This is a genomic window from Streptomyces sp. NK08204 (genome assembly GCF_020400585.1).
Classification (GTDB): domain Bacteria; phylum Actinomycetota; class Actinomycetes; order Streptomycetales; family Streptomycetaceae; genus Streptomyces.
This window is the reverse complement of sequence record NZ_JAINVF010000001.1, coordinates 264,992-279,665: the sequence shown is the minus strand read 5'-3', so window position 1 is coordinate 279,665 and position 14,674 is coordinate 264,992. Positions and strand designations below refer to the sequence as shown.

Sequence of the window (14,674 nt, the reverse complement as noted above, 5' to 3'; positions counted from 1 at the left end):
AAGCGGTCACCACGACGACCTGTTCGAGGTCGGCTGGGTGCGGGCGTCCGACCCCGCGCCCGACGCCGGCCCCACGTCCTGGGCGCTGGTCGGCCCCGGGGCCGCCACACTCGCCGCCGCCTGGCCGGGCGGGGCCGGCCACCATGGCGAACTGGCCTGCGACGACGGTGCCGCGGAGGTGACCGTGGTCCTGCCGTCGTCCGCTGACAGCTGCTCGATCACGTCCGCCCCGGCCACCGCGCAGGACGTGGCGTACGACGCCTGGCCGGACTCGGTGGCGGCGGCCCGAGCCACCGCCCGGAAGCTCGCCGAGCAGCTGGCCGGCCGGCTCGCTCGGCCGGAGCGGGGCCCGGGCCGCCGGCTGGTCGTCCTCACCCGCGGCGCGGTGACGGCACGCCCCGAGGACGGTGCGCCGGATCCGGTCCAGGCCGCACTCTGGGCCGCGGCCTGCTCACTTCAGACGCGGTACCCCGACCGGCTGGTCGTCGCCGATCTGGAGGCGGGGAGCGAGCCGGTGCCGCACGAGCTGGCGGCGGCGCTCGCGGCGGACGAGCCGCGGCTCGCGTTGCGGTCCGGTGTGCCGTACACGCCGAGGCTGGTGCGGATGCCGGTGGCCGATCGACCGCGGCGGCCCTGGCCCGGCGCGAAGGGCACGGCCGTGGTGACCGGCGCGGGCAGCGTCCGGGGGGCGGCGGTGGTCCGGCAGCTGGCCTCGGTCCACAGGGTCGAGCACCTGTTGCTGGTGGGGGACGAGAGCACGCTCGATCCGGACATCGCCGGGGCGGACGTACGGTGGTCGCCCGGCGACGAGCGGTCTCTGCGGGCCGCGCTCGCCGACATGGCCGCTCCGGTGACCGCCGTGATCCACGCGGACGGCGACCTGGCTCCGGCGGCCTTCCTGGCCCACGCCACGGCCGGACATCACCAGCCGCGGACGTTCCTGGTGATCTCCGATCCCGCCGATCCCGTCGCGGCGAAGGGCGACACCGGGGGACCGGGCGGGACCGGGGCGACGGACGATCCGGACGCGGTCGTCTCCGCCGCCCTCGCCGAAGCCCTGGCCCGCCGCCACGGCGGGTCCTTCCTCGCCTGGCCGCGGGAAGAGGCCGCCGATGCGCGCAGGGTGCGCGGCGGACTGTCCGCCCTGGACACCCTCCTCGCCGAAGACCCGGCGTCCTTGCTCTGCCTCCGTGTGCCTCGACCGGCCGCCGGCGTCGCGGTCCCGCCGCTGCTGCGCGAACTGTTCCCCGAGGTCTCCCCGCAGAGCCGTCCCGACGACGCCGTCACGACCGCGCTCCACGACGAGCTGGCCCCGCTGGACGAGGGCGCCCGGCGCGCCCGGCTCGAACGGCTGGTCACCGAGGAGGCGGCGGTCGTGCTCCGCCCGTCCGCTCCGGGGGGCCTCCGGGCCGACCGTGCCTTCCGCGACCTCGGCTTCACCTCCGTCGCTGTGGTGGAACTCCGCAACCGGCTCACCGCACGCACCGGCCTGCGGCTGCCCACCACCGTCACCTTCGACCACCCCACCCCGCGTGCCTTGGCCGGGCACCTGCACACCGAGATGTTCGGTGGCCCCCAGCCGGCCCCGGAGGCCGTCCCGACCGCCGAACCCGACGACCCCGTGGCGATCATCGGCATGGCCTGCCGCCTGCCCGGCGGCGTCGACGGCCCCGACGAGCTGTGGCGGCTGGTCTGCGAGTGGCGCGACGCTCTCTCCCCGTTCCCCACCGACCGCGGCTGGAACACCGAAGGCCTGTTCGACGCGGATCCCGGCCGCTTCGGCACCTCCTACGTCGACCAGGGCGGCTTCCTGCCCGACGCGGGGGAGTTCGACGCGGGCTTCTTCGGGATCTCGCCAAGGGAGGCACTGGCCATGGATCCCCAGCAGCGCCTGCTGCTGGAGACCTCGTGGGAGGCGCTGGAGCACGCCGGCATCGATGCGTCGACCCTGAAGGGGGCCGACGTGGGCGTCTTTTCCGGCGTGATGGAGCAGGAGTACGCGAGTCACGGCTCGGTGCCGGAGGAGATCGAGGCGTTCGCCACCGCGGGTCGGGCGGCCGGCGTGGCGTCCGGGCGCGTCGCCTACGTGTTCGGGTTCGCCGGGCCCGGCGCTGACCGTGGACACCGCGTGCTCGTCGTCCCTGGTCGCCCTCCACCTGGCCGTCCAGTCCCTACGCAACGGCGAGTCCACGCTGGCCCTCGTCGGCGGTGTCGCCGTAATGCCGACGCCGTGGGTCTTCGTCGACTTCAGCCGGCAGCGAGGCCTCGCACCGGACGGGCGCTGCAAGGCGTTCGCCGCAGGGGCGGACGGCACCGCGTGGTCCGAGGGCGTCGGCATGCTGCTCGTCGAGCGGCTCTCCGACGCCCGCCGCAACGGCCACCGCGTGCTCGCCGTCGTCCGCGGCTCCGCCCTCAACCAGGACGGCGCGTCCAACGGGCTTACGGCACCGAACGGCCCCTCGCAGCAGCGCGTCATCCGCGCCGCCCTCGCCAACGCCGGCCTCACCGGCGACGACGTGGACGCCGTCGAGGCGCACGGCACCGGCACGACCCTCGGCGACCCGATCGAAGCGCAGGCGCTGCTCGCCACCTACGGCAAGGGCCGCACCACCGACAGCCCGCTGTGGCTCGGATCGGTCAAGTCCAACCTCGGCCACACCCAGGCCGCGGCCGGGGTGGCCGGTGTGATCAAGATGGTGCAGGCGCTGCGGCACGGGGTGCTGCCGGCCACCCGCCACGTCGACGAACCGACGACGAAGGTCGACTGGTCGAGCGGCGCGGTGTCCCTGCTGACGGAGAACCGGCCCTGGCCGGACACCGGTCGGCCGCGCCGAGCCGGAGTCTCCGCCTTCGGGCTCAGCGGCACCAACGCACACGTGATCCTGGAACAAGCGCCGGCGGCAGGCGAGGAGTTGCCGCCGGCCCCTGTCGCGGCGTCGGCGGCACACGAGGCCGCACCCGCGCCGCCGGCGGTGCCACCCGTCACGCCCGTCGTGGTGCCGCTGGTGCTCTCCGCCCGCAGCGAGGGCGCGCTGCGGGGCCAGGCACTGCGGCTGGCGTCCCTCCTCGAAGGCTCCGGCGGATCCTCCTGGACGGAGGTCGCCTCGGCGCTCCTCTCCCACAGGGCCGTCCTGGAGGAGCGGGCCGTCGTCCTGGCCGGCTCCCGGGAGGAGGCCCTGGCCGGACTCGCGGCGCTGGCCGCGGGGGAGACCAGCCGCGCCGTGGTGCGCGGGAGTGCCGCCGCGTCCGACGCGCGGCGCCGGGTGGTCATGGTGTTCCCCGGCCAGGGCTCGCAGTGGGCCGGGATGGGGCGGGAACTGCTCGCCCACTCACCGGTGTTCGCCGAGCGGGTCGGCGAGTGCGCGCGACTGCTCGCCCGGTGGGCCGACTGGTCGTTGCTCGACGTCCTGCGCGGCGACGCCGAACCCGACCTGCTCCACCGCGTGGACGTCGTGCAGCCCGCCAGTTTCGCCGTCATGATCGGGCTGGCCGCGGTGTGGGAGTCGGTGGGCGTACGCCCGGCCGCGGTCGTCGGGCACTCGCAGGGCGAGATAGCCGCGGCCTGCGTGGCCGGCGCCCTGTCGCTGGACGACGCCATGCGGGTGGTTGCCCTCCGCAGCCAGGCCATCGCGGGCACGCTGTCCGGCCGGGGCGGAATGGCCTGGGCCGCGCTGGGCGCCGACGCCGCCGCGGAACGCATCCGGCCCTGGGGCGGCCGTCTCGCGGTCGCGGCGGTGAACGGACCCTCCTCCGTCGTCGTGTCCGGTGAAGCCGCAGCGCTGGACGAGGTGCTGGAGGAACTGGCCGCCGACGGCGTCCGGGTGCGCCGGGTCGCGGTCGACTACGCCTCGCACAGCGAGCAGGTGGAGGACATTCGCCACGCGCTGGACGAGGCGCTGACCGGGCTGGAACCCAAGGCCCCGGCCGTGCCCTTCCACTCGACCGTCACCGGTGAGCCGGTCGTCGGCGCCGGCGTTCTGGACGGCGCGTACTGGTGGCGGAACCTGCGTCGGCAGGTCCGGTTCGGGCCCGTCGTCAGCGGGCTGCTGGGCCAGGGCCATGATGTCTTCGTGGAGGTCAGCGCCCACCCGGTGCTGGTGCAGGCGGTCACGGAGATCCTCGACGAGGCCGCCGTCCCCGCGGTGGTGGCCGGGTCGCTGCGCCGGGACGACGGCGGCCCGCTCAGGCTGGCGGCCTCGATGGCCGAGCTGTTCGTCCGCGGAGTGGAGGTGGACTGGTCCGGCCTCCTGCCCGCCCCGGGCACGGACTGGGTGGAACTGCCGACGTACGCCTTCGACCGTCAGCACTACTGGCTGCAGCCAGCGCCGGCCACCGACCCGGCGTCGCTGGGGCTCGCCGACGCCGGGCATCCGCTGCTCGGTGCCGTGGTCCGCCTGCCGCACTCCGGCGGGGCGGTCGCCACCGCCCGGTGGCCGGCGGCGGCGCACCCCTGGCTGTCCGCGGCCGGTGCCCCGACCGCCGTACCCGACGCCGCCCTTGTGGAACTCGCCGTACGCCTCGGCGACGAGACCGGCACACCCGTCGTCGACGAGCTGACCGTCGAGCGTCCGGTGACGCTGCCGCGCCAGGGCAGCCGCGTCATCCAGGTCGTCGTCGGCGAGGCCGGTCCGGACGGGCGCAGGCCCGTCGACGTGCACTCCCGGGCCGGGACAGCCGCGCCGGACGGGCCGTGGACGCGGCACGCACACGGCGTCCTGGCCCCCGCCTCCGAGGCCGCGGACCTTGCCGGACTGGGTGACCCCGCGCAGGCCGCGCTGCCCGAATCCGCGCTGGGCGACGCGCCCCGCTACGGAATCCACCCCGTGTTGCTGGACGCCGCCGTCCGCACCGCCATACCCGAACACACCCGGCCCACGCGGTGGACCGGGGTACGGCTGCTGGCCGCCGGGGCGTCCGCGCTGCGCGTGCGGTCGGGCGCCACGGCGCAGGCCGGGAGCGGACACCGGGTGGCGGGCCTGGAGCTTGTCACGCCCCAGGGGCAGCCGGTCATGACCGTGGAGAGCCTCGAAGCGGAGCCGGAGCCGGTCTCCGCGGACCACGGCGGATCGGCGGACCACCTCTTCACCGTCGAGTGGGCGGAGTGGACCCCCGGGGAGCCGGCTGCCGCCGACGTCCGGCGCGTCGCGACGGCCACCGACGTCACCGCCGCGGCCGGCACGGACCTGCTGGTGTACGAGGCGGGCCCGGGTGAGCCGCGGGCGGTGGTCACCTCGGCGCTGGCCGTGCTCCAGGCTTTCGTCGCCGCTTCGGCTGCCGGTACGGCCCGGCTCGCCGTTGTGGTCCCCGACGGCACCGACCCCGGCGCGGCGGCTGTCGGGGGGCTCGTGCGCTCGGCCCAGTCCGAACATCCGGGCCGCATCGTGCTGGTCGAGGCCGACGCGGCGGGCCGGGCGCAGGTGCCTGTCGTCGCGACGGGCGGCGAACCGTGGCTGCGGGTCAGGGACGGGCGCACCGAGGTGCCCCGGCTGACCAGGACGGCACCCGCGAAGGCCGCCCGCCCGCTGGACCCGGCGGGGACGGTGCTGATCACCGGGGGCACCGGCACGCTCGGCGCCCTGACCGCGCGGCACCTGGTCACCCGCCACGGCGTGCGGCACCTCGTACTCGCCGGGCGGCGGGGTCCCGCGGCCGAGGGCGCCGGCGAACTGGCGGCCGAGCTCACCGCGCTCGGCGCGAGCGTCACGGTCGCCGCCGTCGACGTCGCCGACCGGGCACAACTGGCGGCGCTCATCGACGGGGTCCCGGCGGAGCATCCGCTCACGGCCGTCGTACACACCGCCGGTGTCCTGGACGACGGCGTGCTCACCGCGCTGACACCGGACCGCCTCGAAACGGTGTTCCGGCCGAAGCCGGACGCGGCGCTGCACCTCGACGAGCTGACGCGGGATCTGGACCTCGCCGCCTTCGTGCTCTTCTCGTCGGCCGCCGGGGTGCTCGGCAACCCCGGGCAGGGGAACTACGCGGCGGCCAACGCCGCGCTGGACGCGCTGGCCGGGCGGCGGCACGACCTCGGGCTGCCCGCGGTGTCCATCGCCTGGGGCTACTGGAGCCGGTCCAGTGCCCTGACCCGGCACTTGGGCCGCGCCGACCTGCGGCGCAACGAGGCCGTCGGCATGGCCGGCCTCTCCGACGCCGAGGGCATGGCCCTGTTCGACGCCGCGCTGCAGGGGGGCCCGCGGGTCGTCGCGGCGAAGTTCGACCCGGCCGCCCTCGCGTCCGCCGACGCCCACGTCCCCGCCCTGCTGCGGGGCCTGGTCCCGCGGCGCCGCCCGGTCGCCCGCGCCGCGGTCGTGGCCGTACCGCCGGCCCGGACCGAGCGGCTCGCCGGCCTGTCGCCCGGCGAGCAGGCCTCCGCACTCCTGGACCTGGTACGCCGGCACGCCGCAGCGGTGCTCGGCCACGCCGGGCCCGAATCCGTCGCAGCCGACCGGACGTTCAAGGACGCCGGGTTCGACTCGCTGACCGCGCTGGAACTGCGCAATCGGCTGGCCGCGGAGACCGGCCTGACCCTGTCCCCGGCGATGATCTTCGACTACCCGAGGCCGGCCGCGCTCGCCGAGCACCTGCGGGCCAGGCTCCTCGGCGAGCCGACGAGCCGTCCGGCCCCGGCGGAACCGGCGAGGCCGGTGACCGCGGACGAACCGATCGCCGTCGTGTCGATGGCGTGCCGTTTCCCGGGCGGGGTGGACAGCCCGGAGGACCTGTGGCGGGTGGTGGCCGAAGGAATCGACGCCATCGCCGACTTCCCGGCCGACCGCGGCTGGGACACCGAGGCGCTCTACGATGCGGATCCCGACGCCCCCGGCAAGACCTACCTGCTCAAGGGCGGATTCCTGGACGACGCCGGTGACTTCGACGCCGAACTGTTCGGCGTCTCGCCGCGCGAGGCCCTGGGCATGGACCCGCAGCAGCGGCTGCTGCTGGAAACGGCGTGGGAGACCTTCGAGCGCGCGGGCATCGACCCCACCGGACTGGCGGGCGAGGACGTCGGGGTGTTCGCGGGCGTCAACAGCCACGACTGGTCGGTACGGCTGCACCGGGCCGCCGAGGTCGAGGGATTTCGCCTGACCGGCAGCTCCGGCGGTGTCCTCTCCGGCCGGATCGCCTACCACCTCGGCCTCGCCGGCCCCGCCGTCACCGTGGACACCGCGTGTTCCTCCTCGCTGGTGGCGCTGCATCTGGCGACGCAGGCGATGCGGCTCGGCGAGTGCTCCATGGCACTCGTCGGCGGTGTGATGGTGATGGGCACCGTCGAGACCTTCGTGGAGTTCTCCCGGCAACGCGGCCTGGCACCCGACGGGCGCTGCAAGGCGTTCGCCGACGCCGCCGACGGCACCGGCTGGTCCGAGGGAGCCGGGCTTCTGCTCCTCGAACCCCTGTCCCAGGCCCGGCGGCGCGGGCATCCCGTGCTCGCCGTCGTCCGCGGCTCCGCGGTCAACCAGGACGGCGCGTCCAACGGGCTGACCGCGCCCAACGGGCCGTCGCAGGAACGGGTGATCCGGGCCGCGCTGGCCAGCGCCGGTCTGACGGCCGCCGACGTCGACGCGGTCGAGGCACACGGCACCGGCACGACGCTGGGCGACCCGATCGAGGCGCAGGCACTGCTTGCGACCTACGGTCAGGAGCGGGCCGGTGAACAGCCGTTGTGGCTGGGGTCGGTGAAGTCGAACATCGGCCACACGCAGGCCGCCGCCGGTGTCGCGGGCGTGATCAAGACGGTGCTGGCCCTGCGCCACGGAGTGCTGCCCCGGACCCTGCACGTCGACCGTCCCTCGGCACACGTCGACTGGACGGCGGGCGACGTCCGGCTGCTGACCAAGGCCCGGGACTGGCCCGAGACCGGGCGCCCGCGCCGGGCCGGCGTGTCGTCCTTCGGCATCGGCGGCACCAACGCCCACGTCATCCTCGAACAGGCCCCCGAAGTCCTTGGACAGGCCCCCGAACCGGCTGCGTCCGTGCCCGAGCCGGGCTCCGCCTCCGTCACGTCCGACACCGGGCCGGGCAGCGGATCAGTCCGCTCCGCCCCCGCCCCCGAACCGCCGGACCTGCCCTGGGTCCCCGTGCCGGTGTCGGCGCGCACCCCCGCCGCGCTGCGCGGGCAGGCGGCCCGGCTCGCCGACTTCCTGGCCGGCCGCCCGGACGTGTCCCTCACGGATGCCGCCCTCGCCCTCGCCACCGGCCGCGCCCAACTCGACCGGCGCGCCGTGCTGCCGGCCCGCGACCGTGACCAGCTCCTCGCCGGCCTGCGCGCCCTGGCGGGCGGCTCGGCCGCCGGGGTCATGGGCAGCCCAGCCGACGGGAAACTGGCTTTCCTCTTCACCGGCCAGGGCAGTCAGTGGGCCGGCATGGGCCGGGGCCTGGCCGAGACCTTCCCGGTGTTCGCCGAGGCGTTCGCCGACGCCTGCGCGGCCGTGGAGCGCCATCTGGGCGAGCATGCCGCACGGCCCCTGGCCGAGGTGGCGTTCTGCGCGCCCGGCTCCCGCGAGAGCGAACTGCTCGATCAGACCATGTACACCCAGGCGTGCGTCTTCGCGCTGGAGACCGCGCTGTTCCGCCTGTTCGCCTCCTGGGGCGTGCGCCCCGACCTCGTCGCGGGGCACTCCGTCGGGGAGATCACCGCCGCCCATGTGAGCGGCGTGCTCGGCCTGGCCGAGGCCGGCGAACTGGTGGCGGCACGCGGCCGGCTCATGCAGGGACTGCCGCACGGCGGCGCCATGGCCGCAGTCCAGGCCACCGAGGCCGAGATCGCCCCCCTGCTGGCCGGCGCGGCGGGCACGGTGGCCGTCGCGGCCGTCAACAGTCCCGGCTCGCTGGTGCTGTCCGGCGACGAGGACGCCGTGCTCGCCGTCGTCCACGAGCTGGCCGGACGCGGGCGCAAGACCCGCCGGCTCCCCGTCAGCCACGCCTTCCACTCGCCGCTGATGGCACCGATACGGGAGGAGTTCCGCGCCGTCGCCGAACGGCTGACGTACCGGGAGGCCGAGCTGCCGGTCGTGTCCGCCGTGACCGGCGCCCTCGTCACCGACGGCCGGCTGGCCACCCCCGAGTACTGGGTCGAACAGGTCGAGGCCGCGGTACGGTTCGGTGACGCCGTCACCGCTCTGTGCCGACAGGGCGCGGTGACGTTCGCCGAACTCGGTCCGGGCGGAGCCCTGGTCGCGATGGCCCTCGAATCGCCCGACGTCCCGGCGGACGGCTGCTTCCCCACACTGCGCGACACCGGCGCGACGGCGGACGCACTGACCGCACTGGCCGGGCTGCACACGCGCGGCGTACCCATCGACTGGCCGGCGGTCCTCGGCCGTCCGGCCGACGGCACGGTCGCCGCCGAGTTGCCCACCTACGCCTTCCAGCACCGACGTTACTGGCTCGACGAGGCCGCGCCGGACGCGAACCGTGCGGTACCGGTCCGTCCGGGGGCCGAGCCCGCCGGTGACGCGGTGGCTCCCGTCGGCCGTTCCGGAGCCGGGCGCCCCGCCGCCGAGGCGGTGGATCCGGGCGGCCGTTCCGGCGAGGACGGGCAGCGCGTGCTCCTGGAGCTGATCCGGGAGAGCGCCGCCGTCGTCCTCGGGTATCGCGGCGATGAGGCGTTCGACTCCGACCAGCCGTTCAAGAGCCTCGGTTTCGACTCCCTCACCGGGGTCCGGCTCAGCCGCCGGCTCAGTGACCTCACCGGCCTGCAGGTACCCGGGACCGCGGTGTTCGACCACCCGACCCCGGCGGCGCTGGCCGCGTATCTCCAGGGGGAGCGGCCCTCGTCCGCCGTCGCCGTACCGTCGTACGCGAATGAGCCGATCGCGATCATCGGCATGAGCACCCGGCTGCCCGGCGAGGTGAACAGCCCGGAGGAGCTGTGGCGACTGGTCGCCGAGGGACGTGACGCCATCTCCGGATTCCCGGTCGACCGCGGCTGGGATCTCGACGGCCTCTATCACCCGGACCCGGCCCACCCCGGGACGAGCTACACCCGCGCGGGCGGATTCCTGCACGACGCCGCGCAGTTCGACGCCGGACTGTTCGGGATCTCACCGCGCGAGGCCCTGGCCATGGACCCGCAGCAGCGCCTGCTGCTGGAGACCTCCTGGGAGGCGCTGGAACACGCCGGCATCGACCCGCTCTCGGCCCGTGGCCAGGACGTCGGGGTCTTCACCGGAATCGTCCACCACGACTACGTCACCCGCCTGCGCAGCGTGCCCGAGGAAGTCCAGGGCTACGTGATGACCGGCACCTCCTCCAGCGTGGCCTCGGGCCGGGTCTCCTATGTGTTCGGCTTCGAGGGCCCCGCCGTCACCGTCGACACCGCCTGCTCCTCGTCGCTCGTGGCGATCCACCTGGCCGCGCAGGCCCTGCGGCAGGGCGAATGCTCCCTGGCGCTCGCCGGTGGCGCGACCGTGATGGCGAGCCCGGACGCCTTCCTGGAGTTCTCCCGTCAGCGCGGGCTGTCCGCGGACGGCAGGTGCAAGGCATTCTCGGCCTCGGCCGACGGCACCGGCTGGTCCGAGGGCGTGGGCGTGCTGCCCCTGGAGCGGCTCTCCGTCGCCCGCCGCAACGGCCACCGCGTGCTCGCCGTCGTCCGCGGCTCCGCCCTCAACCAGGACGGCGCGTCCAACGGGCTTACGGCACCGAACGGCCCCTCGCAGCAGCGCGTCATCCGGCAGGCGCTGGCCGCTTCGGGGCTGCGGCCGGCCGATGTGGACGCGGTCGAGGCGCACGGGACGGGCACGACGCTCGGCGACCCGATCGAGGCGCAGGCGCTGCTGGCGACCTACGGGCAGGAGCGGGCCGGTGACCAGCCGTTGTGGCTGGGGTCGGTGAAGTCGAACATCGGCCACACGCAGGCCGCCGCCGGTGTCGCGGGCGTGATCAAGATGGTCCAGGCCCTGCGCCACGGCGTACTGCCGGCCACGCTGCACGTCGACGAGCCCACCCGGCAGGTGGACTGGTCGTCCGGAGCGGTGCAACTGCTCACCGAGGCCAGACGGTGGCCGCGCGGCGACCGGCCGCGCCGCGCCGCCGTCTCCGCGTTCGGGGCGAGCGGTACGAACGCGCATCTGATCCTCGAGGAGCCTGAACAGGTCGCCGAGGAGGCCGCTCCCGCCGAAGCCGACGTGGACACACCGCCCCCCGTGCTGCCGCTGGTGCTGTCGGCCAGGACCCCCCGCTCGCTGACCGCGCAGGCCGGCCGGATGGCGGCGTTCATCAAGGACACGGCCGGTCCCTCGATCCCCGCGGTCGCCTCGGCGCTCGTGACCGGCCGGGCGACGCTCGCCGAACGGGCCGTCGTCCTGGCCGGAACGCGCGCGGAGGCCCTGGCCGGTCTGGGCGCCCTGGCCCGCGGCGAGAGCGCGCCCCACGTGATCACCGGCGGCGTCGCCGCCGCACCGGGCAAGGTCGTCCTGGTCTTCCCGGGCCAGGGGGCGCAGTGGGCCGGCATGGGCCGGGCCCTGCTGGATTCCTCGCCGGTGTTCGCGCAGCGGATCGCCGAGTGCGCCCGCGCGCTCGAGCCCTGGACCGACTGGTCGTTGCCCGACGTCCTGCGCGGCGACGTCGACACCGGGATGCTGGAGCGCGTCGACGTCGTCCAGCCGGCGAGCTTCGCGATGATGGTCGGCCTGGCCGCGGTGTGGGCTTCGGCCGGCGTGCTGCCCGACGCGGTGGTGGGACACTCGCAGGGCGAGATCGCGGCGGCGTGCGTGGCCGGGGCCCTGTCGCTGGAGGACGCCGCCCGGATCGTCGCGGTGCGCAGCAAGGCGATCGCGGCCACTTTGTCCGGGCGCGGCGGAATGGCGTCGGTGGCGCTGGACGCGGACGAGGCGCGCCGCCGCCTGCTGCGCTGGGACGGCCGCGTCGAGGTCGCCGCCGTGAACGGCCCCACGTCGGCGGTGATCGCCGGGGACACGGAGGCACTGGACGAGGCCCTCGACGCGCTCGCCGCGCAGGGGGTGCGCGTGCGCCGGGTGCCGGTGGACTACGCCTCGCACACCCGGCACGTCGAGGACCTGGAGGAGGTGCTGGCTCAGGCGCTCGCGGGAATCGAGGCACGCGCGCCGCACGTGCCGTTCTACTCCACGGTGATCGGCGACTGGGTCACCGACGACCTGGCCCTGGACGGCGCGTACTGGTACCGGAACCTGCGTCGGCCGGTCGGCTTCGGGCCGGCCGTCGAGGAGCTGCTGCGGCTGCGCCACGGCGTCTTCGTCGAGGTCAGCGCCCACCCTGTGCTGGTCCAGCCGATCACCGACCTGGGGGACGACAGCGTGGCCGCGGCGTCCCGTCCGGTCGTGACCGGCACCCTCAGGCGCGACGACGGCGGGCTCGCGCGCCTGCTCGCCTCCGCTGCGCGGCTCTTCACCGGCGGCGTGGCGGTCGACTGGGCCGCGGTCCTGCCCGACGACGTCACCCGCGCACTCGACCTGCCGACGTACGCCTTCGAGCGTCAGCACTACTGGCTGGGCGAAGGCACGACGCCCGACCGCGGCACCGAGGCGGCATCGGGCGCGGACGGCGACTTCTGGACAGCGGTCGAGCACACGGACACCGGCTCGCTGTCCGAGCTGCTCTCCCTCTCCACCGACCAGCGCGAGGCGCTGGGCACACTCGTGCCCGTCCTCGCCGACTGGCGCAAGGGCAGCCGTGAGCGCTCGGCCGCGCAGAAGCTGCGCTACACCGTCACCTGGAAGCCGCTGGAGCGCGAGGCCGTCGGTGTGCCCGTCGGCCGGTGGCTCGTCGTGATACCGGACGGTGCGGAGCCGGACGAACTGCTGACTGCGCTGGCCGGGCTGGGATTCGACCACATTCCGCTGACGGTCGGTGAGACGGGCCGCTCCGTGCTCGCCGAACGGCTCACCGCCGCCCTCGCCGAGTGCGAGGTGTCCGGCGTGCTGTCCCTGCTCGCCCTCGGTCCGCGGTCCGGCACCGGTCCCCAGGACCCGACCGCGCTCACCGCGTCGACCCTCGCGCTCGTCCAGGCGCTCGGCGACGTGGGCGTCACCGCACCCCTGTGGTGTGCGACCCGGGGCGCGGTGAACATCGGCATCCGCGACACCCTCGACGCGCCCGCCCAGGCGGCGCTGTGGGGGCTGGGCCGAGCCGTCGCGCTCGAACGCCCCGACCGGTGGGGCGGTCTGATCGACCTTCCGGCGAGCATGGGGCCCCGGACCGCGCAGCACCTGCTGGGCGTGCTCAGCGGAGCCTCGGGCGAGGACCAGCTGGCGGTCCGGCGCTCGGGCGTCTACGTCCGCCGGCTGGGCCGCAAGCCCGCGCCCAGGTCCGCCGGCGCCGGCTGGAAGCCGCGCGGCACGGTCCTGGTCACGGGCGGCGCGGAGGGGCTCGGCCGGCACGCCTCGCTGTGGCTGGCTCGGGCCGGGGCGGCCAGGCTGGTCGTCACCACGACCACCGGCGCGCCCGAGGACTGTGCGGCCCGGCTGCGCGCGGAGCTCGGCGGGCTGGGCACGGCGCTGGAGTTCTGTGCCGAGCGGGACCTGGAGACGCTCACCGAGCTGCTGTCCGCCGATCCGCGGCAGCCGCTCACCGCCGTGGTGCACGCCGCCGACATCACGCAGACCAGTCTCCTCGACGACACCGGCGAAGCGGACCTCGCGGCGGTCTTCCGCACCAAGGTGGCACCGGCGGTGTGGCTGGCCGAGCGGTTCGCCGGCACCCCGCTCGACGCGTTCGTGGTCTTCTCCTCGATCGCCGGTGTCTGGGGCGGTGGCGGCCAGAGCCCGTCCGGTGCGGCGAGCGCCGTCCTCGACGCCCTCGTCGAGTGGCGCCAGGGGCAGGGCCTCGCGGCGACCTCCATCGCCTGGGGCGCGCTGGACGAGGTCGGGGTGGGCATGGACGAGGCGGCCCTGGCGCAGTTGCGGCGCCGCGGCGTCCTGCCGATCCCCCCGGCGCTGGCGGTCACCGCGCTGGCGCAGGCGGTGGAAGGGGACGACAAGGCCGTCACCGTCGCCGACATGGACTGGACCGCCTTCGTCCCCGCGTTCACCTCGGTGCGGCCCAGCCCGCTCTTCGCCGATCTGCCGGAGGCGGCGGACGTGCTGCGGGCGACGGCGTCCGACGGCGGTGGCCAGACCACCGCCTCCCTCGTGGACTCCCTGCGCGCGGTCGCGGAGGCCGAACAGGACCGCATCCTGATGCGGCTCGTGCGCGGCCAGGCGGCGGCGGTCCTCGGGCACAGCGGCGCCGAGGCCATCGGCCCGGCCCAGGCCTTCCAGGAGGTCGGCTTCGACTCGCTGGCCGCCGTCAACTTCCGTAACAGCCTGCACACCGCGACCGGGCTCAAGCTGCCGTCCACGCTGGTCTTCGACTATCCGACCCCGGAGGCGCTCGTCGGCTACCTGCGCGAGGAACTGCTGCGCGACCCCGCCGAGGACCTCGGCATCCGGGACGAGGACCTCAGGCGCGTGCTGGCCACCGTTCCGCTGGAGCGGTTCAAGGAGGCCGGGGTGCTGGAGACGCTGCTCGGCCTCGCCGACAGCGGCAGCGGCCCGGCCGGCGAGGAAGCCGGTGCGGCCGGTGCGGCCGAGGACACCGCCGCCGACGACGAAGGAATCATCGACGAGATGGACGTCAGCAGCCTGGTGCAGCGGGCGCTGGGGGCCGTGGACTGACGCAGCGTCAGCCCGACGGCGGACGAGTCGTGTTGCGC

Annotated in this window: 2 protein-coding genes and 1 pseudogene; 2 read left to right on the top strand and 1 reads right to left on the bottom strand. The window is 75.5% G+C overall.

Annotated features, from left to right (window positions below; translation table 11 throughout):
* Positions 1-6: 6 nt before the first annotated feature.
* Positions 7-294 carry a hypothetical protein gene (locus tag K7G59_RS34890; protein ID WP_225829864.1) on the bottom strand — a complete coding sequence of 96 codons (288 nt, stop codon included), beginning with the start codon at positions 292-294 and terminating at the stop codon, positions 7-9.
* Here K7G59_RS34890 and K7G59_RS35205 point away from each other — a divergent pair.
* Together K7G59_RS35205 and K7G59_RS01145 are read left to right on the top strand one after the other, a co-directional pair.
* Positions 179-2,047: pseudogene (locus tag K7G59_RS35205) on the top strand (beta-ketoacyl synthase N-terminal-like domain-containing protein); the annotation flags it as partial. The gene K7G59_RS34890 and the pseudogene K7G59_RS35205 overlap by 116 nt on opposite strands.
* 70 nt (positions 2,048-2,117) lie before the next feature.
* Positions 2,118-14,636 carry a type I polyketide synthase gene (locus tag K7G59_RS01145; RefSeq protein WP_308294975.1) on the top strand — a complete coding sequence of 4,173 codons (12,519 nt, stop codon included), beginning with the start codon at positions 2,118-2,120 and terminating at the stop codon, positions 14,634-14,636.
* Positions 14,637-14,674: the final 38 nt, after the last annotated feature.